We start from the raw sequence: 23,991 nt of genomic DNA on the forward strand, positions 1-23,991 counted from the left end.
CCTGGGGGCCCCAGTGAGGCGTGCCGAACTCCGGAGTTATCGCGCGTCAGCCTCGCGGACAGGGGTCGTTCTGGCGCGGAGGCCGCCGTTTCTCCGGAGTTCGGCACACCCCCGCCCGAGCAGCACGACCCCCGCCGGAGTTCGGCACGCCCCCGCCCGAGCAGCACGCCCCCGCCGCAGCAGCACGGTCCCCGCCGCAGCAGCACGGTCCCCGCCGCAGCAGCACGGCCCCGTCCCCGGGCCACGGGCGCCCGCGGCTCAGGATGCCGAGTTCTCGGGCTCCTTGCGGGCCCGGTGCGCGGGCACCTCGGCGACGGGCTGACCGCCGCGTTGCTGGCCCGGGAGGGGCCGGGAGCGGCGGCCGTAGATGAGCTCGGACGAGTCGAGCAGCCACGGCACGAGTGTGATCGAGACGCCGTGGACGAGCATGAGCTGCTGCGCCAGACGGCGCGAGCGGCGGTTGTGGAGGATCGACTCCCACCAGTGCCCGACGATGAACTGCGGCAGGTACACCGTCACGACCGAGGAGCCGTGCTTCTCGCGGTACGTCTTGATGAACGACGTGACCGGCGAGGTGTACGTGCGGTACGGCGACTCGATGATGACGAGCGGAATGGGCATGTCGTGCTCGGCCCATTCCTTCTGCAGGGTCGTGGCATCCTCTTCGGAGATCGCGACGTGCACCGCGAGGGTCTTGTCGTGCTTGGCCGCGAGGGCGTAGTCGATGGCCTTCATCACCGGCTTCTGCAGGCGGTTCACGAGGATGATCGCCACGTCGCCCGACGAGCCGAAGTGGACGGTGTCGTCCATCCGGATCTCGTGCTCCACGTCGCGGTAGTAGCGGTTCACTCCGAGCATGAGGGTCGCGAGGATCGGGATGGCGATGAACACCAGCCAGGCGCCGTGCGTGAACTTCGTGATCGTGACGATCACGAGGACGAGCACGGTCAGCGAGGCGCCGAGCGAGTTGATCCACAGGCCCGTGATCGCGGAGCGCCGCTCGTAGCGCGCGCTCTGCTGGCGCGCCGCCTCGGGCGACAGTGCGCGCATGTCACGGAGGGCGCGACGCCAGTGCCGCACCATGCCGACCTGGCCGAGGGAGAACGACACGAAGACGCCGATGATGTAGAGCTGGATGAGCGTGGTGAGGTTGGCCTGATACACGATCAGCACGCCGATCGCGACGATGCCGAGGATGATCATGCCGTTCGAGTACACGAGCCGGTCGCCGCGGGTGTTGAGAGCCTTGGGCGCATAACCGTCGCGGGCCAGCACCGCGCCGAGCAGCGGGAAGCCGTTGAACGCCGTGTTCGCGGCGAGCAGCAGCACGCACGCCGTCGCGGCCTGGATCACGAAGAACGGGATGCTGCCCATGCCGAACGTGGCGGCGGCGACCTGCGCCATGAGGCTCGGCTGCGGGTTGTTCGCACAGTCGAAGCCGACGAGGGTGCAGGGGTTCTCCGCATAGTGCACGCCCGCCAGCAGCGCGAGCGCGGTGAGTCCGACGAACAACAGGATCGCGATGCCGCCCATGAGCGTCAGGGTCGTCTGGGCGTTGCGGATCTTCGGCTTCCGGAAGGCGGGCACGCCGTTGGAGACGGCCTCGACACCGGTGAGGGCCGAGCAGCCGCTCGAGAACGCGCGCAGGACGACCAGGATGAGCGCGGCCTGCGTGAGCGACTCCGCCTCGACGGCGTACTCGGCGCTGGATGCCACGGGCACATCGCCCAGCAGCGCGCGGCCGAGTCCCACGGCGATCATGACGCCCACGGACCCGATGAACAGGTACGTCGGGATCGCGAACACCGACGACGCCTCGCGGACGCCGCGCAGGTTCACGATGACGATGAGGATCACGAACCCGACGGCGATCTCGACGCGGAAGGGGTTGAGCCCGGGCAGGGCCGAGATGATGTTGTCGACACCGGATGCCACCGACACGGCGACCGTGAGGACGTAGTCGACGAGGAGAGCCGCCGCCACCACGACTCCGGGCACCTCCCCCAGGTTCTTGCTGGCGACCTCGTAGTCACCGCCGCCCGAGGGGTAGGCCTTGATCAGCTGCCGGTAGCTGAGCACGACGACGATCAGCAGCACGACGACGGCCGCCGCGACCCACGGGCTGAGAGTCAGAAGAGCGGTTCCCCCGATGAGGAGGATCATCAGCAACTCCTGTGGGGCGTACGCCACGGAGGAGAGTGCGTCGGAGGCGAAGATGGGCAGCGCCATCTTCTTGGGGAGGAGCTGTTCGTCGAGTTTTTCCGACGTGAGGGGCTCGCCGATGAGGATGCGCTTGGCCATCGGCGTCTGTTCGCCGGGCTCGCGACTTTCGTCAGTCACGGCGCGCGACATTACGCGCACTGGAGGCCGCACGCAATCCGACGCGCACTCCGTTCATGTCGTTGTACCCGGACCGTGATCGGGTGCGGTCAGGATGCCGCGGTCCCCGCGACGAAGGCCGCGATGGCATCTGCACCGAAATGGTCCTCGGCGGAGATCGTCACGACCGTATCGGCGACCACGATGACGAGCTGTCCGTGCGCGCCGTGCAGGCGCCACGCCGAGCCGGGGCCCTCCCACGCGCCGAGGGCGTATCGGCGGTACCCGTCGGTGTCGCTTCCGGTGTCGACCCGCGCCGTGTGGACGGCATCCGCCCACTCCCGACGCGCGACGGGACGTCCGCCCCACATGCCGTGATCGCGCAGGAGAGCGCCCAGGCGCGACATCTCCTCGGTCCGCAGCGCCACGCCCTCACCGGCGAGGATGCGCCCGCGGGGACAGCGCCGCCACTCCACGTCGCTCAGGCCCAGCGGCCCGAACAGGCGCGGTTCGAGGAAAGCGGCCACATCGCCCACACGCTGTGCGAGCAGGGCCATCGCCGCGTACGTACTCGCGTTGGAGTATTGGAAGATGCGGCCGCGCGAGGGGCGGCCGAGGAACTCGGCGGCCAGGTCCGGCCAGTCGGTCATCATCGTCTCGGACCAGGGGAGATCGATGCCGCTGGTCATCGACAGCAGCTCGCGCAGCGTGGTCCGCGAACCGGTGGCGAGGTCGGGGGCGATGACCGAGGCGGGCTCGTCGAATCCGACGAGGCCCTCGTCGACGGCGAACCCCGCCGCCAGCGTGCACAGACACTTGCTGACCGAGTGGATCTCCTCGCGCACGTCCGGAGTCCAGCGGTGCTCGGCCACCTCCGTGCCGCGCCGCACATGCAGTCCGTGCGCCGCGAAGCCGGTGTCATCGATACGGGCGACGATGCGATCGCGGAGGGCGGCGGCTCGGGTCACCGTCTCAGGCTACGAGGGTGCGCGCCGGGTGACGCCGCGGCGGCGGCGGCCGGGTGGTGCCGGTGGTCGGGTGGCGGTGGTGGCGGCCTGGGCGGCGGCGGGCGCCGGGCGTGCCTAGGATCTCGGGGTGCACAACATCGTCGGATCCGGGTCGTTGGCCGTCTTCCTGGGCGCCATCGTGGCCTTTCTGGCCTTCGTGCCGTTCGTGGCGGTGAGCTACCGGCGGCGAGGGGGGCTGTCGTTCGGGCGCACCGCACTGTGGGCGGGCGCGGCGGTGTACTTCTGGGCGATCTGGACCTATACGCTCGTCCCCCTGCCGCAGAGCGATGAGTACCGCTGCGCCGGGACGAACCTGCGACCGTTCGAGTTCGTCGACGAGATCCGCGCGGCCGTCGCCGTCTCGGGCCGGTACCTGACCGATCCCGTCGTGCTCCAGGTCGCGCTGAACGTGCTGCTGTTCGTGCCACTTGGGTTCCTCCTGCGGGTGCTGGGCGGCCGCGGCATCCTTCTGGCGGGTCTCATCGGACTCGCGGTCAGCGGCCTCATCGAGACGACGCAGCTCACGGGGGTGTGGGGGATCTTTCCGTGCGCCTACCGCGTGTTCGACGTCGACGACCTGATCGCGAACACCTCCGGCGCCCTCATCGGGTCGCTCATCGCGTTCGTCGTCCCGAAGGAGCACCGCGGGGCGCAGAAGACCCCGGATGCCGAGCGCCCCCGTCCCGTCACGCGCGGGCGCCGGCTGCTCGGCATCCTGTGCGACATCGTGGGCGTCTCCCTCGTCGCGTTCGCCGTGTCGGTGGCGACGAAGGCGGTGGGGGAGCTGCTCGCGGACGACCCCGACCGCACCGGCGCGATCTCGTCGCAGGCGGGTACGCTCGCCGCCGCAACGCTCTGGCTCGTCGTGATCCTCGTCACGGGTCGATCGATCGGCGACCTCGCCACGCGAGTCCGGTACACCGACGGTGTACTCCCGGGGTGGGTGGCCCGCCCGTTGCGCTTCCTCACGGGTGCGGGGGCCTACATCGTCCTGGACGATCTGCCCGCTCCCTGGTCGCTCTCGGCATTCGTGCTCGTCGCGGCGACCGCCGTGATGCTCTTCACCTGGCGCGACGGCCGTGGCCTCACCGGGTGGATCGGTCGCCGTCGCCTGGTCGACGATCGCGAGGGCGTCGCGAGCCCGACGGTGGACGCCGCCTCCCCGCTACCGTAGTCGGCATGGGAGAGCCGCTCTCGGCCGACGACGCGCGCATCCTCGCGCTCGAATCCGATGCGGTCCGTGGGCACGCGCTGAAGCTGCTGCTCCTCGAACCGGGTGAGGCCCTCGACCTGGAAGCCGTGCGCACCGGCGTCCTGGCACGCCTGGGCGGGTTCCCCCGGGCGCGGCAACGCGTGGCCGGAACCGCCGCGCCGACGTGGGAGGACGCCGACCTCGACATCGCCGCACATGTGCGACGGTTCGCCGCGGCCGACCCGGTGGAGCTGCGAGCGGTCGTCGGGCGTCTCATGGCGGAGCCGCTCGATCGGGCACGGCCGCTATGGACGATCGACCTGGTCGGGCCGCTCGCCGACGGCCGCGAAGCGCTGGCCGTGCGCCTGCACCACGCGATGGCGGACGGGATCACGGCCGTGCGCTTCCTCGACGCGGTCGTCTTCGAGCCGCACGACGCCCCGGCGCACGAGGTCGGCATCCGTGATCCCGACGCCCGGCCGTCCCGTTGGCGCGAGTGGGAACGGATGCCGCGGACCCTCGTGCGCGAGCTCGGACACCCGGGCTCCCGGTCGCCGTTCGACCGCCCGATCACGGCGCGGCCCGACCACGCGACGGTGAACGACGTGCTCCTCGCCGTCGTCGGCGGGGCCGTCCGAAGGGTGCTCGAACGCCGGGGTCCCCTGCCGCACCTCAACGCCCAGGTCCCGGTGAGTCTGCACGAGGCGGGGGAGGATGCCGCGACCGCCGGCAACCGCGACTCGTTCGTCGACGTCGACCTGTGCGTGCACGAGGGAGACGACCTCCGCCGCCTCGACCTGCTCAGTGCCCAGACCCGCGCCCGCAAGCGCGATCGGGACGCCCGGTCGCTCGACGAGCTGTTCCATGCGCTCGCCGCGGCCGGGCCGGTGGGAGCCGCCGTCCGCGGCTTCGCGGACGGTCCGCGTGCTTTCGCGCTGTCGGTGTCGAACGTGCCGGGCCCCCGCGTCGCGGTCGCCGTGTCGGGTCGCCGGGTCACCCACGTCTACACGTCGTCCGAACCCGCGCCGCACCACGCTCTGCGGGTCGCCGCGATCTCGAACGACCGCTGGCTGGGCGTCGGCTTCTGCGTCGACCCGACCGCGGTCCCCGACGTGGAGGCGTTCGCCGACGCCGCGCACGAGGCATGGGAGGCGCTGCGCGTCGGCATCGGCTGACCTCGGACGTGCACGGCAACGTCCGCCGCCTCAGCGGTTGTGGGCGGCGAACCTTGTCCCGATCGATGTGGCTTCGGCTGCGCTCAGGCAGCAGAAAGTGCGACACGCACCGCCAGGAGTGGGACGAGGGGGCCGGGGCCGGTCGATCGCGTGACGTGGAGGGCTACAGGCTGTCCGCGGGCACCGAGAAGGTGTCGCAGGCGTTCACGCCTCCCGCGCGACCGGCGTCGAACCACCGCTGACGCTGCTCGCTCGACCCGTGGGTCCAGCTCTCGGGATTCACGGCCCCGCCCGACTCGGCCTGGATGTGATCGTCGCCGACGGATGCCGCCGCGGCCAGCGCATCCGTGATCTGCTGCGACGTGGGCCGCTCGAGGTACGGCGTGCCGTTCTCGTCCACCTGGTCCTCGGCGTCGGCGACCCAGGCGCCGGCGAAGCAGTCCGCCTGCAGCTCGGTGCGCACGCCGTTGCTCGCCGGCCCGGTCCCGTTGTTCGGGTGCTGGTCCATGACGCCGATGAGGTTCTGCACGTGGTGGCCGTACTCGTGCGCGAGGACGTACAGCTGCGCGAGCGGACCCGCGGTGGTGTCGAACTGCTCGCGCAGCAGCGCGAAGAAGGTCGGGTCGACGTACACCGTCTCCTCGGGTGGGCAGTAGAACGGCCCGGTCGCGTTGGATGCCGTCCCGCACTGCGTCGAGGTCGAGCCGTCGACGATGATCAGCTGCGGCTCGCGGTACCCCTCGACGGTCTGCGCCCAGAACTGGTCGATGTTCAGCGATGCGGCCGCGAGCCGGCAGTCGTCGTTGCGGTTGGCATCCTGTCCCGTCTCGCAGTTGGCGATGCGCTCACCGCCGGTCTGGGGTTCGGCGGGCGCCCCGCCCTCGCCGAGGAGCCCGGTCAGATCGGTGCCGGTGAACAGCGAGATCAGCAGCACGGCGATCGCGCCGAGGCCGACGGCGCCACCGCCGACGGCGGCCACCGTGCCACCGCGGCGTTTCGCGGAGTTCCCGCCGACACGGGCGTTGTCGTTGAACGTCACGTCCGCGACGGTAGCGGGCGCCGGGCGCGGTGGAAGGGGGGTTGAAACGCGGGGCGTCAGCCGTTCGCGCCCATCGGGTGCGTCGAGATGTCGAAGGTCGCGAACGGGAACGGGTACAGCAGCGAGTAGTTGCTCCAGTCGTCGACCCGGGCCGTCATGATCGCCCAGTACCCCACCACGAAGGTCACGAGGGTGAGGACGACGATGACCATGCGGGCGTTGTTGATGATGCGCAGAGCGGCGTCGACGGTGTCGGCGCGACCCAGGATCCGCGTCAACGACGCCAGCACGATCAGGGCGATCGCGGCGTAGACGAGTGGGCTCGCGCTCACCGTGATCGAGCCGCACATCGGCGTGACATCGGTCGGTTGTCCGTCGGCGTCGAGGAAGCCACCGCTGCCGGTCACACCGCCCGAGCAGCTGCTCATCGAGCCGCGCAGGAACACCGCCAGCATCGTCCCCGCGACGACGGACCAGATCAAGAGCGACCGGATGCCGACGATCACCGCCGCCCCCGGAAGCAGCGTGTCGTCGCGTGTCTCGTTCCGTGTGATCGTCATCGTCGCCTCCCCGGGGTTCTCTCCACCCTCACACGGCGAAGCGGATCAGTCCAGGAACTCCCGCGCCGCGACGACGAGGTTCTCCACCCCGCGATCGATCGTCGGCTGCATGACCGGGGCGAAGAACGGCGAGTGGTTGGTCGGGATGTCCCGCTCGATCGTGCCGCCGGCCACGGCATCCGCGTAGGTCTGCGGGTCCACGCCGCCCCAGAACCAGAACACGAGCGGCGCGCCGGATTCGCGGGCGAACCACGACACGTCCTCGCTCCCGGTGAACATGCCGGGGTCGACGACGCCGGCCTCGCCGAACGTCCGACGGAAGGCCGCGGTCAGGCGGGCCGTGGCATCCGGGTCGTTGATCGTGGGGGGCAGGGTGTGGTCGGTCGTGATGGTCGGGGTCTGCTCAGCGCCCGAGGCCTCGGCCTCGGCGCGGATGATCCGCTCGACCTTGTTCATGACACGCTCACGGGCGACGTCGTCGGGGTAGCGAAGGCTGAGTTCGAGCTTCGCCTCGGCGGGGATGATGTTGTTCTTCAAGCCCGCGTGGATCGAGCCGACGGTCACGACGGCGACGTCGCGCGGGTCGACCTCGCGCGAGACGACGGTCTGCAGACGCATGACGGTAGCGGCGGCCATGACCACGGGGTCGATCGTGGAGTGCGGGCGCGAGCCGTGGCCACCTCGGCCGTGGAGAACGACGGTGAGGCCGTCCGACGCCGCCATCTGGGTTCCGGGTCGTACGCCGATGGTGCCGGAGGGGAGTGGGGTCACGTGCTGCCCCAGCACGATGTCGGGGCGCGGATACCGATCGAGCACGCCGTCGGCGATCATCGCCTGGGATCCTGCGCCGTACTCCTCGGCGGGTTGGAATACCGCGACGACGGTGCCCGACCATTCCTCGGTCGTCGCGACGAGGCGTTGGAGCGCGCCGATGAGCGCGGTGACGTGCATGTCGTGCCCGCACGCGTGCATCACGGGGACGGCGTTGCCCGCCGGATCGGTGCCCCGCGCGGTGCTGGCGTAGGCCAGGCCCGTCTGCTCCTCGACCGGGAGGCCGTCCATGTCGGCGCGCAGCCACACGACGGGGCCGGGGCCGTTGTCGATCCGCGTCACGACGCCAGTGCGGCCGACGCCCTCTTCGACCTCGAGGCCTAGGTCGGCGAGGTGTCGCGCGATGACGCCCGCGGTCCGCGTCTCCTGGAATGACAGCTCGGGGTGCGCGTGCAGGTCGGTGTACAGGCTTTCGAGGTCGACGCTCATGCCGTCGAGCCTAGGCGCCGTGCTCGCGCGGTGTGCCGTGCCGTGTCGTGTCGCGGTCGCCCGGTCCCCCGCCTCCCACTGTCCAAGACACGCCGCATGTGCCCCGCGCCGTGCGGCGTGTCTTGGACGTTCGACGGACGAGGGTGCGGGCGGTACCGGATGCCACGGCGCCTGTCCACCCGTCCCGTGACGCGGGCACGGCCGCAAGGCTGGTCGTATGGCCACGACACACTTCGACTACCTCATCGTCGGCGGCGGAATGGTCGCCGACACCGCTGCCCGCGGCATCCGCGAGATCGATACGGCCGGGTCGATCGGCATCCTGAGCGATGACGTTGACGAGCCGTACACGCGTCCGGCGCTCAGCAAGAAGCTGTGGACCGACGACGACTTCCCGTGGGAGAAGGTGCCGCTCGGCACCGCCGCCGACACCGGCGCCGAGATCCGACTGCGCACGCGGGCGACCGCGATCCGTCCCGAGGCGCACGAAGTGGATGCCGCGGGCGAGACGTTCTCGTACGGCAAGCTCCTCCTCGCGACCGGCGGGCATCCGGTGCCGCTCCCGATCGAGGACCGCTCGAACGGCGAGCGGGCGCTGACCTTCCGCACCGCCGCGGACTACCGCCGCCTGCGCGCGCTGTCGACCGAGGTCGACCGCATCGCCGTGGTCGGCGGCGGGTACATCGGCTCCGAGCTCGCCGCCGCACTCGTCCAGAACGGCGTCGACACCGTGCTGATCCACACGGGCGCGGTGCTCGGCGACGCGGTGTTCCCGCCCGCGCTCGCCGAGCGTTTCGAGGCGCTGTTCCGCGAGGCGGGCGTCGAGATCGTCGCGGGTTCGGAAGTCGTGGGCGGGACGGCGGATGCCACGGGCGTGCGGCTCGCACTCAAGAACGGTGACGTGGTGCGCGCCGACGCCGTCGTCAGCGGCCTCGGCATCGAGATCGCGACGGACCTCGCCGACGCCGCGGGGCTGCGGGTCGAGGATGGCATCGTCGTCGACGCGCAGCTGCGCACCTCGGCCGACGACGTGTGGGCCGCCGGCGACATCGCGAGCTACCCCGACCGGATCCTCGGACGCCGCCGCGTCGAGCACGTCGACAACGCCAACGAGATGGGCCGTGCGGTCGGCCGCAACCTCGCGGGCGCCGCTGAGCCGTACACGCACACGCCGTACTACTACTCGGCGGTGTTCGGCATCCGGTACGAGGCGGTCGGCACCCTCGACTCCTCGCTCGAAACCGTCGAGGACTGGATCGACACCGACCGCGGCGTCATCTATTACCTCGACGCCGACCGCGTGGTCGGCGTGCTGCTGTGGAACGTCGAGGACGCTCGCGACGCCGCCCGTGCCGTGCTGGCCGAGGCCGACACCCTGACCCGCGACGCCCTGGTGGGCCGCATCCGCTGACGGCGCCGCGCACAACTCCTGCCGTGCGGGGCTGCCGAGGCGCTGTTGCGGCCCGCCTGCTGCGGTGTGCAGGAGTTGTGCGCGTCATCCCGGCGTCTCCCGTGCGCGCGATCCGGCGCAGGACTCCGGCGGTACGGCGTCCTGCCGCCGCGTCTGGCCGTAGGGGCCGCGGAGTGCAGGAGTTGTGACGGGATGCCAGGGGTCGGCCCCGCGCGTTCAGCCCGGCGCCGCCGTCGACCCGCGCTCGAGCAGGGCGAAGGGCAGCGTGCCGCGGCGCGTGGCGGGCTCGGCGCCGTCGAGCTCGGCGAGCACGGCTTCGGCCGCCCGCTCGCCCTGGCCGCGCGCGAACTGGTCGACGGTGGTCAGGCCGAACCAGCGGCCCAGGTCGTTGCCGTCGACCCCGATGATCGACACGTCCTCGGGGACGCGCAGCCCGGCCTCGCGGGCGGCGAGCACGGCGCCGATCGCCATCTCGTCCGACGCCGCGAAGATCGCGGTCGGGCGCTCTCCGGCGTCGAGGAGGCGTCGAGCCGCGGCCGACCCACCCTCGATCGTGAAATCCCCCGCTTCGAAGAGGGGCACCGCGCCGCTGGCATCCATCTCCTCGGCGAAGCCGCGGCGACGTAGGGCCGGCACCGACGACACGGCATCGGTCGTCGCGTCGGCGCCGATGTGCGCGATCCGGCGGTGACCCAGGTCGAGCAGATGCCGCGTAGCGAGGCGCCCGACGGCGAGGTCGTCGACGGTGAGGGTCGTGAGCAGCGGAGTGGGCCCCGCGATCGCCACGATCGGGATGCCGAGCCCTCGCAGCAGCGTCGACTCGGCGGCATCCAGCTCGAGGGCGATCGTGATCACCCCGTCGATGCGGCGGCGGCGCAGGTGGTCGTCGAACACGCGGCGGCGTTCCGCGCGCTCGCCGCTGACGCTGTACAGCGTGATGTCGTAGCCGCGGCGCACGAGCGCGTCGGAGATCCCGGCGAGCACGGTGCTGAAGAACCAGCGGTCGAGGAACGGCACGACGACGCCGATCGCCCGCGTGCGCCCGGTCGCGAGCGCCGACGCGGCCGCCGACACGACGTACCCGAGCTCGTCGGCCGCCGCCTGCACACGATCGCGCGTGCGCGACGACACGGGCCCGCGCCCGCTGAGGGCCCGCGAGACCGTGGCCGTCGACACGCCCGCCCGGCGGGCGACCTCGTCGATGCCGACCACGGTCTCGCGGATCCCGGATGCCACGGCTCAGGCCGCGGCGATCCAGACGGTCGTGTCCGTGGGGAGCGAGGCGCCGTCGAGCGGACCGCTCGCGACGACGACATCGCCCGCCGGCAGCGCCACCGCGGTGTCGCCGAGGTTCGCGATCACGGTGATCGGACCGTTGCGGAACGCCACGACATCGTCGCCGAACCCCTCGAGCCACTCCAGCGTCCCGGCGCCGAGGCCGTGGGCACGGCGCTCGGCGAGCAGCGAACGGTAGAGCGACAGCGTGGATGCCGGGTCGTCGCGCTGCACGTCACGGGCGAACTCGGCCCACTCGGCGGGCTGCGGCAGCCAGGCGGCGCCGGTGTCGTTGAAGCCGTAGGCGGGAGCGTCGGCGCTCCAGGGGATCGGGACGCGGCAGCCGTCGCGACCGTAGCGCTCGCCGTTGGTCCGGAACCACGTCGGGTCTTGGCGTGCGTCGTCGGGCAGGTCGATCACCTCGGGGAGCCCCAGCTCCTCGCCCTGGTACAGGTACGACGAGCCCGGCAGCGCGAGCATGAGCGACGTCGCGGCGCGGGCGCGGCGCAGACCCGTGACCGGGTCGGGCTGGCCGGGGGACTTCGGGCCGATGCCCGCACCCTGGGGGTTCTCCGCCGTCAGTGCCAGGCGTGACGCGTGGCGCACGACGTCGTGGTTCGATAGCACCCACGTGCTCGGCGCGCCGACCGCGCCGTAGGCGTCGAGCGACTCGGTGATCACGGCGCGCAGGGCCTCGGCATCCCAGGTCGTCTCGAGATAGTGGAAGTTGAAGGCCTGGTGCATCTCGTCGGGACGCACCCACAGCGCGGTCTGCGCGACGGTCGGCAGCCACGCCTCGGCGCACAACGCGCGATCGCCGTCGTACTCGGCGAGCACCTCGTGCCAGTCGCGCCACACCTCGTGCACGCCCGGCTGGCCCCAGTACGGCACGCCGGCGGAGTCGCCGCCCATCGAGCCTCCCTCGGGGTCGGGAGTGAAGTCGGGGAGGCCCTCGGCCTTGATCAGGCCGTGCGCGACGTCGACGCGGAACCCGTCGACCCCGCGGTCGAGCCAGAACCGCAGGATGTCGCGGAACTCCGCGCGCACCTCGGGGTTGGTCCAGTCGAAGTCGGGCTGCGACTCGTCGAAGATGTGCAGGTACCACTGGCCCGGGGTGCCGTCGGCCTCGGTGACGCGCTTCCACATGCCGCCGCCGAAGACCGACTCCCAGTTGTTGGGGGGCAGCTCGCCGTTCTCGCCCTTGCCGTCGCGGAAGATGTACCGGGCCCGCTCGGGGCTGCCGGGCGCGGCCTTCAGCGCCTCCTGGAACCACACGTGCTGATCGCTGGAGTGGTTCGGCACGAGGTCGACGATCACCCGGATGCCACGCTCGTGCGCTCCCGCCAGCATCGCGTCGAAGTCCGCGAGCGTGCCGAAGATCGGGTCGACGTCGCGGTAGTCGGCGACGTCGTACCCCGCGTCCTTCTGCGGCGACCGCTGGAAGGGGCTGAGCCAGATGGCATCCACCCCCAGCTCGTGCAGGTCGTCGAGGTGCGCGGTGACGCCGGGCAGATCGCCCAGGCCGTCGCCCGAGGCGTCGGCGAAGGAGCGCGGGTAGATCTGGTAGATGACGGCCGTCCGCCACCACTCCGAGCCGGGAGCGGACTCGAGTTCGGGGCGCGCGTCCTGCTGCGTGAAAGTCATGCCGCCCAGGGTACTGCAAGCGCTTGCAGGAGCGTGATCCCGCGCCCCGCCCCCGCCCGCGCCCGCGCCCCCGCCCCGCCCCCCGCCCCGCCCCGCGCCCCGCCCCCTGGATCGGCGAGTGTCCAAGACACGCCGCATCGCGCGCGCCACATGCGGCGTGTCTTGGACACTCGGTCGCGGAGGGCGGGGGCGCGGGGCCGCGATTAGTCTGGGACCGTGCCCGACGCCTCCGCCCTCGCCCGTGCCGAATCGCTGATCGGCAGCATCCCCGACTACCCCGAGCCGGGGATCGTGTTCCGCGACATCACGCCCCTGCTCGCGGATGCCGCGGCCCTGCGCATCACGATCGACGCGCTGCTCCAGCCCTTCGCGGGCCGGTTCGACGTCGTCGCCGGCATCGAGGCGCGTGGGTTCCTCCTCGCCGGAGCCGCGGCCGTCGCGGCGGGCGTCGGTCTCGTGCCCATCCGTAAGGCCGGGAAGCTGCCGCGGCCCGCGGCATCCGTCTCTTACGCGCTGGAGTACGGCACCGCCGAGATCGAGATGCACGACGACATCGCCGACGGCACGCGCGTCCTGCTGCTCGACGACGTGCTCGCGACGGGCGGGACCCTCGAGGCCGGGCGCGCGCTCGTCGCCCGCCTCGGCGGCGAGGTCACCGGTACAGCGGTGCTGCTCGAGATCGACGCCCTCGGCGGCCGCGAGCTGCTCGGCGGCGACGTGCACACGGTCTTCCACGCCTGAGTCGCGGGTAGGCGGAGCCCCCGCCCCCCGCCCGTCGCGCCGGTCCCGGTGCCGCGCTCCGGAGTGGAGCGGGTTGTGCGCCGGATTTGCCGGCGGCGGGTCGGGCGATGCGGCGGTTTCTCCGGAGTCCGGCACCGAGCCACCGGGGCCCTGTCCCGCCGCCCGCGCCCTTTGCCGCACCGCGTCGCCCCCGCCCGTCGCGCCGATACGGCGCGCATCCCGGCGCCGCGCTCCGGAGTAGAGCGGGTTGTGCGCCGGACTTACCGGCCGCGGGTCGGGCGATGCGGCGGTTTCTCCGGAGCCCGGCACAGAGCCACCGGGGCCCTGTCCCGCCACCCGCGGCAACCCGGCGTCAGCGCATCACGCTCGCGCCGAGCTCCACGGGGCTGCCCTCGATGTTGCCGACGATGCCGCGGATCACGGCGGTGCCGTCCTCGCGACGCAGGCCGTCGTACCAGGCCTGAGTGGCCTCGACGTCGAAGGCGTGCGTCTCGTGCGCGCGCTTGCGGGCCCTCAGCACGAGGTCGCCGGCGCGCTCGGTGCGGATGCGTTCGTACCGCTTCAGCGAGTCCTCGACGCCGAGCGTCGTCGTGGCGAACACGATGCCGAGCGCGAAGCTGTCCTCCAGCGCCGAGCAGGCGCCCTGCCCGATGTCCGGGGCGGTGTTGTGCGCGGCATCCCCGAGGATCGCGACGCGCCCGCGCACCCACGTGTGGAACGGATCGATGTCCCAGATCTCGACGCGGTTCAGCGAGGCGTCGGGGTCGATGGCATCCAGGAGCGCCCGGACACCCGGCGCGCCCCACGACCCGAATGCGTCCTCGAGCGCGGCCACGCGGTCCTCGAGCACGCCCGAGGGCCCGGGCACGTCGACGAAGAAGTAGAACCGGTCGCCGGCGACGGGCATGACGGCGCAGCGCTTGCCGTCGCCGACGTAGGTCGTCCACTGGTGCGGCGGGCCGATCCGCGGGTCGGCGGCGACGAGGCCGTTGTAGTTCACGTATCCGGAGTAGCGACGTTCGGGACGGATGCCGGTGGGCTCGGTGACGTAGTCCCGCACGAGCGAACGTGCCCCGTCGGCGCCGATGAGCAGGTCGCCGGTGTCGGTCGAGCCGTCGGCGAAGGTCGCGGTGACGGTGTCGCCGTCGTCGGAGACCTCGACGAGCTGCATCCCGAGGTGGATGCGGTCGAGGCCGACGGCATCCATCATCAGCGCCTGCAGGTCGGCGCGCGCCACGGGATAGGGCCGCTGGCCGGTCTGGGAGGTGACGGATGCCAGGCTGAACCGGCACATCTCCTCGCCGGTGTGGCCGTCGTAGTAGGCCATGTCGTCCATCTGGCCGCCGAGGGCCGCGACCTGGGGACCGAGCCCGAGCCAATTCAGGACCTTCACGCCGTTCGACCACAGCGACAGCGCGGCGCCGACGGGCCGGTTCTCGCGCATCCGGTCGTAGACGACGACCTCGTGGCCGAGCTTCTGCAGGGCCAGGGCGGCGGAGGTGCCGCCGATGCCCGCTCCGATGACGATGACCTTCATGGCTCCTCCTCAGCTGCCGCGGTAGGTCGAGTAGGCGAACGGGCTCAGCAGCAGGGGCACATGCAGGTGGCCCTCGCTGCTGACGGTGAACGCCACGGTCGCGACCGGGTGGAACGACGCGACCCCGCGCGAGCGGAAGTACGCGCCGGTCCCGAACGTCAGGGCGTAGTCGCCGTCGGCGAGGCGGTCCGGGCCCAGCGCGAGGCGTCCGTCGGCGTCGGTGGCGGCGGAGTCGATGGTGGCGCCGTCCAGGTGCGACAGCGTGACGGCGACGCCGGCCGCGGGCGTGCCGGTCGAGGCATCCAGGACGTGCGTGGTGAGGTGCGTCATTCGGCGGGCTCCGGTTCGTCGGGGGCGTCGTCCGCGAGGGTGGTCCGCAGGCGCAGCAGTGCGATCTCGGCGAGCTGTCGCGTCGCCTCGAGGGTCTCGGCGTCGGGATCGTTGCCGAGGCGTCGCTCGAGTTCGGCGCGGATCTCCCCGGGCGTCCGCCCCGCCGCGCGGATGAGGAACACCCGACCGAACCGCTCCTCGTACGCGGCGTTGCCCGCGGCGATCGCGGCGACGTCGTCGTCGGCCGCGGTGGACATCGCGGCTTGTTCGCGGCGGGATGCCGCGGCCTCGGCGTTCTCCCCCGAGACCCGGGCCCCGATCCGCGGGTGGGCGTGCAGGGCCTGCTCGAGGTCGGCGGGCGACCAGGTCGCGGCGAGGTCTCCGGCGTAGGCGGCGAGGGCGTCGACATCCGCGTAGGGGCGGCCGGCGACGACGGCGTCGACCCACCCCGGGATGTCGGCCCAGACGCGGACGACCTCCGCCGCTTCGTCGGGCGTGGCCGCGTGGAAGGCGGTGAGGTGCATGCCCGCCACGCTATGCGGCGCGCGTTACGGGGCTGTAGCGGGATGTGTCCGCAATGTTGCTGTGGGGAACATTTCGGGGTGGGCCCGCCTCCTCCCGGCGCGCGCGGAGGCTGCCGCGGGCCGAACTCCGGAGAAATCGGCTGAATGCCGGGAAACCGGCGGTTCTACCGGCCGGGAGGCGCCGAATCTCCGGAGTTTGGCACGCGGCCCGCGCCCCGCGCCCCGCGCCCCGCACCCCGCGCGCCGCACCCGGCCCGCGCCCGGTCAGCCGTGCACGATCAGCCAGTGCGCCACGGCGTCGGCGGTGCCGGTGTTGTGCAGGCGGTGGGGGACCGAACAGGGGTAGCTGATGGCGTCGCCCGCCCGCAGGATCACGCGCTCGGCTTCGAAGTCGATGGTCAGCTCGCCCGAGACGACCGTGCCGACCTCGTAGCCCTCGTGGTGGAACAGGCCGTCGGCGCCGTGCGCCGACGCGCCGGGCGGGTAGATCGACTCGAAGTAGTCGACGCCGGGGGAGGTGCCCGGGGTCAGGCGGCGGAAGGACACTCCGCTGTCGAGCACGATGTCGGGCGACTGCCCCGCGCGCTGCAGCGTGAAGCCCGAGGGGCCGGCCGGCTCGACGGGGCGGTCGGATGCCGGGTCGAAGGCGGCCACGAGCGGAACGCCGAGGGCGTCGGTGATGGCGATGAGCCGCGACACACTGGGCTGGAGGACGCCCCGCTCGATCTGCGACACGGCGCTGGGGGAGATGCCGAGGGTCTTCGCGAGTGTGCGCGCCGACATTCCGCGCGCGGTGCGCAGCTCGCGGATGCGCTCGCCGACGCCGGTGGGCGCATCGCTCGGGACGGTGTCCTCGACGGCCGCGGGCTGGGTCATGCCCCGAGTTTAGAAGCGGCGCGCGTGTGAAGTGGCGACTTCACACAGCTGTTACATGAACGAAACCGGAGGGGAAGTGTGAACCCATAGCTTCACATCAGTGCACCACTCCGGCCGCGGACTCCACGTCGTGGCATCCCCCGTCCTGAGAGGAAACGACGACATGACCACCACAGCGCTCACCGGCCCCCACGATCTCGTGGAGGCGGCCGGGCATCCCCACGGCGGCGGCAACATGCTGCCGCATTACGACGACCGCCTCGCCAACGAGGACCTCGCTCCGCTGCGGAAGCAGAAGTGGTCGTCCTACAACATCTTCGCCTTCTGGATGAGCGACGTGCACTCGGTCGGCGGCTACGTCACCGCCGGGTCGCTGTTCGCCCTGGGCCTGCAGTCCTGGCAGGTGCTGGTCGCGCTCATCGCCGGCATCGTCATCGTGCAGGTGTTCGCCAACATGGTCGCCAAGCCCAGCCAGAAGACCGGTGTCCCCTACCCCGTGATCAACCGCGTCGTGTTCGGCATCCGGGGTGCGAACATCCCCGCTGTCATCCGAGGTCTCATCGCCATCGCCTGGTACGGGGTGCAGACCTTCCTCGCGGCGGAGTCGCTGAACATCGTCTTCCTGAAGTTCATCCCCGGCTCGGCGGCCCTGCTCGACGTCTCGTTCGCCGGCCTGTCGGCGCTCGGCTGGATCTCGTACGCGATCCTGTGGACCGCGCAGTTCCTGCTGTTCTGGAACGGCATGGAGGTCATCCGCCGCTTCATCGACTGGGCGGGTCCCGCGGTCTACTTCGTGATGATCGTGCTCGCGGTGTACCTGGTGTCGCAGGCCGGCATCCAGAACATCTCGTTCACCCTCTCCGCGACGCAGCTGGACTTCTGGGCCTCGATCCCGGTCATGTTCGCCGCCATCGCGTTGGTGGTGTCGTACTTCTCGGGCCCGATGCTCAACTTCGGCGACTTCGCCCGCTACGGCAAGAGCTTCCGAGCGGTCAAGCGGGGCAACTTCTGGGGTCTGCCGATCAACTTCCTGTTCTTCTCGCTGCTCACCGTCATCACCGCCTCGGCCACGGTGCCGGTGTTCGGCGAGCTGATCACCGACCCCATCGCCACCGTGGAGCGCATCGACACCCCGTTCGCGATCCTCCTCGGCGGACTCACGTTCGTCACCGCGACGGTCGGCATCAACATCGTCGCGAACTTCATCTCCCCGGCGTTCGACTTCTCCAACGTCGCCCCGAAGAAGATCTCGTGGCGCGCGGGCGGCATGATCGCCGCCGTCGGCTCGACGTTCCTCATGCCGTGGAACTGGTACTCCAACAGCGACGCGATCCACTACTCGCTCGGCGTCCTGGGCGCCCTCATCGGACCGCTCTTCGGCATCCTGATCGCCGGGTACTACATCGCCGCCCGTCAGCGCGTGAAGGTCGACGCGATGTTCACGATGGATGCCACGGGCCCGTACTGGTACCGCAACGGCTTCAACCCCAACGCGGTGAAGGCCGTCATCGCGGCGGGTGTTCCGACCGTGGCGATCGCGATCTTCCCGAAGCTCTTCGCGGATCTGGGCCTGTTCGACGTGTCGGCCATCAGCGACTACAGCTGGTTCATCGGCTGCGGCCTCGGCTATGTGCTGTTCCTCCTCTTCGAGCGCCTCGATCCCCGGGTCCCCACGTTCACCGGCGAGACCGACGGCATCTCGGACGGCACCGTCGACGGCGCCGCGGCGTCCGAGCCGCCCGCGGTCTCGGGTGGAGTTCCCGTGGATGGCGCGGGCTCGGTGCCGGGCTCCGGAGCATCAGCGCTGGAAGCGGCCGCAGTGCTCGGGCAGACGACTCGGGACGCCGCTGATCCGGAGCGCGGAACGGGTTCGCCGCGCCAGCGGCCGACCGCCGAGGGCCCGGGCGAGGCGACCGCGTGAGGATCCTGCTCATCAACCCCAACACCTCCCGGGCGATGACCGCGAAGATCGCGGACGCCGCCCGGGAGGCGGCGGGGCCCGACGTCGAGATCGTCGCGGTGTGCCCCGAGGACGGGGCGGCCGCGATCGAGAGCCATGTCGATGAGGTCACCGCCGCGGCGTCCGTGGTCGAGCTGGTCGCGGCCGATCGTGACGGCCCCGCCCCCGCCGACGCCTACGTGGTCGCGTGCTTCGGCGACCCGGGCCTGGATGCGGCACGGGAGCTCGTGACGGCGCCGGTGATCGGCATCGCCGAGGCCGCGATGCACCTGGCCGCGGTGTCGGGGCGGCACTTCGGTGTCGTCACGACCCTGAGCCGTACGCTCGGCCGGGCCCGTGACCTCGTGGGCCGGTACGGGATGGAGCGCGCGTGCGTGTCGCTCGCGGCGACCGGCATCCCCGTGCTCGACCTGGAGGACGCGGGGTCGTCGGCGGTTGCGACCATCGAGCGGTTCGCCGCCGACGCCGCCGAAGGTGGCGCCGACGTCATCGTCCTGGGCTGCGCCGGCATGGCCGATCTCTGCGCCGAGCTGACGGCCCGCGTGGGCGTGCCGGTCGTCGACGGGGTCGCGGCCGCGGTGGGGATGGCATCCGGGATGGTGCGCATGGGCCTCGGCACGAGCAAGCGCGACGAGTACGCGACGCCGCGTGTGCGCCTCGGGGACGGCGGCGGCCTGGAGGAACCGGTGGGCGATCCCTCCTCCCCAGCCAGAGTGTTCGCATGAATGTTGATGACGGTTACATCTGTGAAACGCGGGGCCTTTAGCGTGAGCGGCATGAGCACGAGGATCGCGGCACGCCGCACGTTCGTCGACGGGGGCTTCATTCCCGCCACCGTGGTGATCGACGAGGGCCGCATCGCGGCCGTGACCGTCTTCGACCCCATGGCGGACACGGTGCTGCCCGACGACGCCGTGCTGCTGCCCGGCCTGGTCGACTCGCATGTGCACCTGGACGAACCGGGCCGCACCGAGTGGGAGGGCTTTGCCACCGGCACCGCCGCGGCCGCGGCCGGGGGAGTGACGACCGTCGTCGACATGCCCCTGAACAGCTCCCCGGTCACCACGACCCCCGATGCCCTGAATGCCAAGCGCGCCGCGGCCGCCGGCAAGCTCGCCGTGGACGTGGCCTACTGGGGAGGTGCCGTCCCCGAAAACCTCGGGTCGCTGCGGGCGCTGTCCGATGCCGGTGTCGTGGGGGTGAAGTGCTTCCTCTCGCCGAGCGGCATCGACGAGTTCGGCCACCTCGACGCCGACCAGCTCGAGGCGTGCCTCACCGAGCTCGCCGCGTTCGACGGGCTGTTGATCGTGCACGCCGAAGACCCCGACCACCTGCACGCCGACGGTGCGCTGGGCCCGCACTACCGCGACTTCGAGGCCAGCCGCCCGCCCATGAGCGAGCGTGCGGCGATCCGTCGGGTGATCGACGCGGCCCGCCGCACCGGTGCGCGTGCGCACATCGTCCACGTCTCCGACGGCGAGGCGCTCGACGACGTCCGCGCGGCCAAGGCGGAAGGCATCCGTCTCACGGTCGAGACCTGCCCGCACTACCTCACCCTCGACGCCGCCGAAGTCCCCGACGGGGCCGCGGCGTTCAAGTGCTGCCCGCCCATCCGCGGCGCCGACAATCGCGACCTGCTGTGGGCGGGGATCGTCGACGGGACGATCGACGCCGTCGTGAGCGACCACTCCCCGGCGACCGTCGACCTGAAGTCCAACCCCGACTTCGGCTTGGCGTGGGGAGGGATCGCGGGCCTGCAGACCGGCCTGTCGTCGGTGCACACCGCGGCGCGGGGGCGTGGCATCCGTCTCGAAGATCTCCTGCCCCTGCTGACCACCGGTCCCGCGCGCATCGCCGGACTCGACGGACTCGGCGTCATCGCGCCCGGTGCCCCCGCGCACCTCGTGGCCTTCGCTCCCGACGAGGAGTTCGTCGTGGATGCCGCGGCCCTCGAGTACCGCAACCCCGTCTCGCCGTGGCACGGGCAGACCCTCACCGGCGTCGTGCGCGAGACGTGGCTCCGCGGTGAATCGGTGTTCCGTCGTGGCGAGCCGGTGACGGTCCGTTCGGGACAGGAGCTCGTGCGTGCGGCGGTCGAGGCATGAGCGTCCCGATCCTCCAGCCCGGGGTGGGTCCGATCCCCGGCGACCACTACGTCCGCGCGACACCGGACACCGTCCTGTGGGGTCGCCTCCCGTGCGCGACGGACGCCGCGGTGCTCGAGATCGCGTCGGGCGAGAGTGTGACATTCGACACCGTGAGTCACGAGGGGATCCTCGACGACCAGGGCAAAGACCCCGCGGCGTACTTCGCGTCGAAGGGTGTGCCCGCGGAGCAGGTGCTCGACGACGCGATCGAGATCGCGGCATCCGTCGCCCGGGACCCGTCCGCCGACGGTCCGCACGTCGTCGTGGGGCCCGTGCACGTGCGCGGTGCGCACCCCGGTGATCTGCTCAAGATCACGGTCGAGACGCTCGTGCCGCGTGTGCCGTACGGCGTGATCTCGAACCGCCACGGCAAGGGCGCGCTCGTGGGCGAGCTGCCGCGCGGTGAGCACAACGTGAGCGTGTTCGCCGCGGTGGCCGAGCGCGACGGCGCGCTGCACGGCACGCTGCCGGTCGTCGAGGGCGGCGAACCCGTGGTGGCCTTCCCGCTCGCGCCGTTCCTGGGCACGATGGGCGTCGCCGTCGCGGGTGACGAACGTCCGCACTCGGTGCCGCCGGGAACCCACGGCGGCAACATCGACATCAATCTCCTCGTCGAGGGGACCACGCTGTTCCTGCCGGTACAGGTCGAGGGCGCGCTGGCGTACGTCGGTGATCCGCACTTCGCGCAGGGCGATGGCGAGGTCGCGCTCACCGCGCTCGAGGCATCGCTGCGGGCGACGCTGCGGTTCGAGGTGATCCCGGCGGATGCCGCCCGCGCGGCGTTCGGCGACGTGACCGGACCGCTCGTCCGCACGCCCGACTACCTGGTGCCTACCGGAATGGATCCCGACCTGGACGCCGCGATGCGGGACTGCGTCCGGGCCTCCCTGGCGCTGATCGAGGGGCGCTGGGGCATGGACGAGCACCTCGCCTACGCGTATCTCAGCGCCGCGACCGACTTCGACATCTCGCAGGTCGTCGACATCGTCTCCGGCGTGCACGCCCGCATCCGCGAGGCGGACTTCGCCGGGGTGGACGCCGTGGAGCCGGTCCCCCTGGCATCCACTGCGGGCTCCACGGCCCCGGCCCCCGCCGCCCCCGCGGCTTCCACCCCCGCTGCCGCCCCCGCGGCCCCGGCCCCCGCCGCACCCGACCCCGGGGCTTCCACCCCCGCTGCCGCCCCCGCGGTCCCGGCCCCCGCCGCACCCGAGGGAGACGCCCCGTGACCCCCGCTCTCGCCGCTGCCCTCGCCCGAGCCGAGGCGGCCGACGCCGCCGGACGCCCCACTCCCGGCCCAGTGTCCAAGACACGCCGTATCGCCCCCGTCGTGCGCGGCGTGTCGTGGACACTCGATCGCTTCAGCGGCGCGGCGAGGAGGACGAGATGACGGATGCCACGAGCCCGGTGACCGCAGCCCGGCCCGACGCCGACCCCATCCCCGTCGACCTGCGCGCGGCGTTCGACGCGTACGAGCGCGCGATCGTCGCGAACGACCTCGACGCGCTCGACGCGTTCTTCGCTCCCGGCCCGGACACGCTGCGCGGTGACAACGGCGGCCTGCTCGTCGGGCACGACGCGATCAGCGGGTTCCGGGCGTTGCGCGGCGGCGTCCCTGCGCGCGAAATCACCGACGTGCACTACCGGCCGCTCGGCGACGACGTCGCGCTCCTCGTCTCGGTCTCGGCGTTCCGCAGCGGTGGACGGGGGCTGCAGACGCAGGTGTGGCAGCGCATCGACGGTCGCTGGCTCATCACCGCGGCCCACGTGACCCCGCGCACGCCCGCCCTCGACCGCACGATCTGGCGCAGCGTCGGCGATCCCTTCCTGCAGGGCGCATGGGAGGGACCGCTCGAAGGCCTCACCGTCGCCGTGAAGGACCTGTTCGCGATCGCGGGCTTCCGCATCGGCGCCGGCAACCCGACGTTCCTCGAGGAGGCGCGGCCCGAGAAGGCCACGGCTCCCGCCGTCGCCGATCTGCTCCGCGCCGGCGCATCGCTGCGCGGCATCGCCCGCACCGACGAGTTCGCCTACTCGATCGCGGGCGACAACGTGCACTACGGGACTCCGCCCAACGGTGCGGTGGTCGGCGCGCTGCCGGGCGGATCGTCGAGCGGACCGGCCTCCGCCGTCGCCTCCGGACACGCCGACATCGGCCTCGCCACCGACACGGCGGGGTCCATCCGCGTCCCCGCGTCGTACCAGGGCCTGTGGGGGCTGCGCACGACCCACGACCTCGTGCCGCGGCAGGGCATGCTGCCGCTCGCGCAGTCGTTCGACACGATCGGGTGGCTCACCCGTGACGGCGACACCCTGCAGCGCGTCGCCGACTGGTGCCTCAGCTACGACGGCTCCGCCTCGACCGAGAACGTGTACGGCGCCTCGGGCGACGAGCTTCCGTGGCGGTTCCTCGTGCCCGAGGAGATCCTCGACTGCGTCGAACCCGAGACCCGCGCGGCGTTCTCGCGCCTGCTCGCCGCGCTCGCGGCATCCGACGATCCGCCCCCGTTCCGCGCCGTGGATTCGGGAGATCTGGATGCCACCTTCACGGCGTTCCGCACCGTGCAGGGTGCCGAGGCGTGGCGCAACAACGGCGAGTGGTTGCGCGCGCACCCCGGAGCGGTGGGTCCGGCCGTCGCGGAGCGGTTCCGCATCGCAGCGCAGGTCACCGACGCGGCCGAGGCCGCCGCCCGCCGTGATCTCGAGCCGATCGCCGCGCACCTGTCCGAGCTCGTCGACGGCGCCGTGTTGATCTTCCCGACCGTCCCCGGCCCCGCGCCCCTGCGGACCGCCGACGTGGATGCCGTCCGCACGGCCACCCTGCGCATGACCGCGCCGGCCGCCGCGGCGGGGCTTCCCGCCATCTCGGTGCCGCTTCTGACCGTGGCCGGTGCGCCGGTCGGGGTCTGCCTGGTGTCGCGCGCCGGCACCGACATCGCGCTGGTGCGTCTGGCTCGGCGGCTGGCGGCTCTGGTCGGGGTGGGGGCAGGCCGATGA

General features: G+C 72.0%; 21 protein-coding genes. 10 read left to right on the top strand and 11 right to left on the bottom strand.

The genetic code is table 11. The annotated features are described in order from the left end of the window. Positions 1–258 precede the first annotated feature (258 nt). Both LL239_RS03535 and LL239_RS03540 read right to left on the bottom strand, forming a co-directional pair. Positions 259–2,352, bottom strand: coding sequence for an APC family permease (locus LL239_RS03535; protein ID WP_374197608.1), 2,094 nt, complete (start codon positions 2,350–2,352; stop codon positions 259–261). A 77-nt stretch (positions 2,353–2,429) separates the two neighbouring features. Beyond that, positions 2,430–3,287: a serine hydrolase domain-containing protein gene (locus LL239_RS03540; protein ID WP_228162068.1), complete on the bottom strand. Its 858-nt coding sequence runs from the start codon at positions 3,285–3,287 to the stop codon at positions 2,430–2,432. A gap of 127 nt (positions 3,288–3,414) precedes the next feature. Between LL239_RS03540 and LL239_RS03545 the strand changes: the two genes are divergently transcribed. Beyond that, positions 3,415–4,500 carry a VanZ family protein gene (locus tag LL239_RS03545; RefSeq protein ID WP_228162069.1) on the top strand — a complete coding sequence of 362 codons (1,086 nt, stop codon included), beginning with the start codon at positions 3,415–3,417 and terminating at the stop codon, positions 4,498–4,500. A gap of 5 nt (positions 4,501–4,505) precedes the next feature. Then, a complete protein-coding gene (locus LL239_RS03550; protein WP_228162070.1) occupies positions 4,506–5,693 on the top strand; it encodes a wax ester/triacylglycerol synthase domain-containing protein in 1,188 nt (395 codons plus the stop codon). A gap of 163 nt (positions 5,694–5,856) precedes the next feature. Here LL239_RS03550 and ypfJ read toward each other — a convergent pair whose 3' ends face one another. From ypfJ to LL239_RS03565, 3 genes are read right to left on the bottom strand one after another with little or no spacing between them, the layout of a single operon-like run. Continuing rightward, entirely contained in the window at positions 5,857–6,732 is an 876-nt protein-coding gene (gene ypfJ, locus LL239_RS03555) for a KPN_02809 family neutral zinc metallopeptidase (protein ID WP_228162071.1), read from the bottom strand. Positions 6,733–6,788: 56 nt separating this feature from the next. Next, positions 6,789–7,292 carry a hypothetical protein gene (locus LL239_RS03560; protein WP_228162072.1) on the bottom strand — a complete coding sequence of 168 codons (504 nt, stop codon included), beginning with the start codon at positions 7,290–7,292 and terminating at the stop codon, positions 6,789–6,791. Positions 7,293–7,337: 45 nt separating this feature from the next. Continuing rightward, a complete protein-coding gene (locus LL239_RS03565; protein ID WP_228162073.1) occupies positions 7,338–8,552 on the bottom strand; it encodes an amidohydrolase in 1,215 nt (404 codons plus the stop codon). A gap of 217 nt (positions 8,553–8,769) precedes the next feature. Here LL239_RS03565 and LL239_RS03570 point away from each other — a divergent pair, with 217 nt between their 5' ends. After that, positions 8,770–9,963: an NAD(P)/FAD-dependent oxidoreductase gene (locus LL239_RS03570; RefSeq protein WP_228162074.1), complete on the top strand. Its 1,194-nt coding sequence runs from the start codon at positions 8,770–8,772 to the stop codon at positions 9,961–9,963. Between the two features lie 216 nt (positions 9,964–10,179). Here the strand turns inward: LL239_RS03570 and LL239_RS03575 are convergent, their stop codons facing one another. Further along, entirely contained in the window at positions 10,180–11,175 is a 996-nt protein-coding gene (locus LL239_RS03575) for a LacI family DNA-binding transcriptional regulator (RefSeq protein ID WP_228162324.1), read from the bottom strand. Positions 11,176–11,202: 27 nt separating this feature from the next. Then, positions 11,203–12,882 (bottom strand): glycoside hydrolase family 13 protein, encoded by a 1,680-nt coding sequence (locus LL239_RS03580; protein ID WP_228162075.1) that lies wholly within the window; start codon positions 12,880–12,882, stop codon positions 11,203–11,205. Between the two features lie 216 nt (positions 12,883–13,098). Between LL239_RS03580 and LL239_RS03585 the strand changes: the two genes are divergently transcribed. Then, on the top strand, positions 13,099–13,623 hold the full coding sequence (locus LL239_RS03585; RefSeq protein ID WP_228162076.1) for an adenine phosphoribosyltransferase: 525 nt from the start codon (positions 13,099–13,101) through the stop codon (positions 13,621–13,623). Positions 13,624–13,975: 352 nt separating this feature from the next. Here the strand turns inward: LL239_RS03585 and hpxO are convergent, their stop codons facing one another. The 4 genes from hpxO to LL239_RS03605 form a co-directional block, all read right to left on the bottom strand. Further along, positions 13,976–15,160: an FAD-dependent urate hydroxylase HpxO gene (gene hpxO / locus LL239_RS03590; RefSeq protein ID WP_228162077.1), complete on the bottom strand. Its 1,185-nt coding sequence runs from the start codon at positions 15,158–15,160 to the stop codon at positions 13,976–13,978. 9 nt (positions 15,161–15,169) lie between these two features. Then, complete coding sequence (gene uraH / locus LL239_RS03595; protein ID WP_228162078.1) at positions 15,170–15,490, bottom strand: hydroxyisourate hydrolase; 321 nt, start codon at positions 15,488–15,490, stop codon at positions 15,170–15,172. After that, positions 15,487–16,014: a 2-oxo-4-hydroxy-4-carboxy-5-ureidoimidazoline decarboxylase gene (gene uraD, locus LL239_RS03600; RefSeq protein ID WP_228162079.1), complete on the bottom strand. Its 528-nt coding sequence runs from the start codon at positions 16,012–16,014 to the stop codon at positions 15,487–15,489. Before uraD ends, uraH begins: the two co-directional genes overlap by 4 nt. 264 nt (positions 16,015–16,278) lie before the next feature. After that, on the bottom strand, positions 16,279–16,890 hold the full coding sequence (locus LL239_RS03605) for a helix-turn-helix domain-containing protein (RefSeq protein WP_228162080.1): 612 nt from the start codon (positions 16,888–16,890) through the stop codon (positions 16,279–16,281). 163 nt (positions 16,891–17,053) lie between these two features. Here LL239_RS03605 and LL239_RS03610 point away from each other — a divergent pair, with 163 nt between their 5' ends. From LL239_RS03610 to LL239_RS03635, 6 genes are read left to right on the top strand one after another with little or no spacing between them, the layout of a single operon-like run. Then, the gene (locus tag LL239_RS03610; protein ID WP_228162081.1) at positions 17,054–18,811 is read left to right on the top strand and encodes an NCS1 family nucleobase:cation symporter-1; all 1,758 of its coding nucleotides are present in this window, start codon (positions 17,054–17,056) and stop codon (positions 18,809–18,811) included. Continuing rightward, positions 18,808–19,575 (top strand): aspartate/glutamate racemase family protein, encoded by a 768-nt coding sequence (locus LL239_RS03615; RefSeq protein ID WP_228162082.1) that lies wholly within the window; start codon positions 18,808–18,810, stop codon positions 19,573–19,575. Before LL239_RS03610 ends, LL239_RS03615 begins: the two co-directional genes overlap by 4 nt. Positions 19,576–19,626: 51 nt before the next feature. Then, on the top strand, positions 19,627–20,955 hold the full coding sequence (gene allB / locus LL239_RS03620) for an allantoinase AllB (protein ID WP_228162083.1): 1,329 nt from the start codon (positions 19,627–19,629) through the stop codon (positions 20,953–20,955). Further along, the gene (locus LL239_RS03625) at positions 20,952–22,223 is read left to right on the top strand and encodes an acetamidase/formamidase family protein (RefSeq protein ID WP_228162084.1); all 1,272 of its coding nucleotides are present in this window, start codon (positions 20,952–20,954) and stop codon (positions 22,221–22,223) included. Before allB ends, LL239_RS03625 begins: the two co-directional genes overlap by 4 nt. After that, positions 22,220–22,384 (top strand): hypothetical protein, encoded by a 165-nt coding sequence (locus LL239_RS03630; RefSeq protein ID WP_228162085.1) that lies wholly within the window; start codon positions 22,220–22,222, stop codon positions 22,382–22,384. The genes LL239_RS03625 and LL239_RS03630 overlap by 4 nt, the downstream gene beginning before the upstream one ends. Then, complete coding sequence (locus LL239_RS03635; protein ID WP_228162086.1) at positions 22,381–23,991, top strand: AtzH-like domain-containing protein; 1,611 nt, start codon at positions 22,381–22,383, stop codon at positions 23,989–23,991. The genes LL239_RS03630 and LL239_RS03635 overlap by 4 nt, the downstream gene beginning before the upstream one ends.

The organism is Microbacterium testaceum, assembly GCF_020781835.1.
Classification (GTDB): Bacteria; Actinomycetota; Actinomycetes; order Actinomycetales; family Microbacteriaceae; genus Microbacterium; species Microbacterium testaceum_H.

Coding starts and splice junctions, on each gene's coding strand:
- hpxO (WP_228162077.1), bottom strand. CDS start 15,160: ATGAAGGTCATCGTCATCGGAGCGGGCATCGGCGGCACCTCCGCCGCC.
- uraD (WP_228162079.1), bottom strand. CDS start 16,014: ATGCACCTCACCGCCTTCCACGCGGCCACGCCCGACGAAGCGGCGGAG.
- LL239_RS03635 (WP_228162086.1), top strand. CDS start 22,381: ATGACGGATGCCACGAGCCCGGTGACCGCAGCCCGGCCCGACGCCGAC.
- LL239_RS03550 (WP_228162070.1), top strand. CDS start 4,506: ATGGGAGAGCCGCTCTCGGCCGACGACGCGCGCATCCTCGCGCTCGAA.
- LL239_RS03625 (WP_228162084.1), top strand. CDS start 20,952: ATGAGCGTCCCGATCCTCCAGCCCGGGGTGGGTCCGATCCCCGGCGAC.
- LL239_RS03565 (WP_228162073.1), bottom strand. CDS start 8,552: ATGAGCGTCGACCTCGAAAGCCTGTACACCGACCTGCACGCGCACCCC.
- LL239_RS03605 (WP_228162080.1), bottom strand. CDS start 16,890: ATGACCCAGCCCGCGGCCGTCGAGGACACCGTCCCGAGCGATGCGCCC.
- LL239_RS03570 (WP_228162074.1), top strand. CDS start 8,770: ATGGCCACGACACACTTCGACTACCTCATCGTCGGCGGCGGAATGGTC.
- uraH (WP_228162078.1), bottom strand. CDS start 15,490: ATGACGCACCTCACCACGCACGTCCTGGATGCCTCGACCGGCACGCCC.
- LL239_RS03580 (WP_228162075.1), bottom strand. CDS start 12,882: ATGACTTTCACGCAGCAGGACGCGCGCCCCGAACTCGAGTCCGCTCCC.
- LL239_RS03535 (WP_374197608.1), bottom strand. CDS start 2,352: ATGTCGCGCGCCGTGACTGACGAAAGTCGCGAGCCCGGCGAACAGACG.
- allB (WP_228162083.1), top strand. CDS start 19,627: ATGAGCACGAGGATCGCGGCACGCCGCACGTTCGTCGACGGGGGCTTC.
- LL239_RS03610 (WP_228162081.1), top strand. CDS start 17,054: ATGACCACCACAGCGCTCACCGGCCCCCACGATCTCGTGGAGGCGGCC.
- LL239_RS03560 (WP_228162072.1), bottom strand. CDS start 7,292: ATGACGATCACACGGAACGAGACACGCGACGACACGCTGCTTCCGGGG.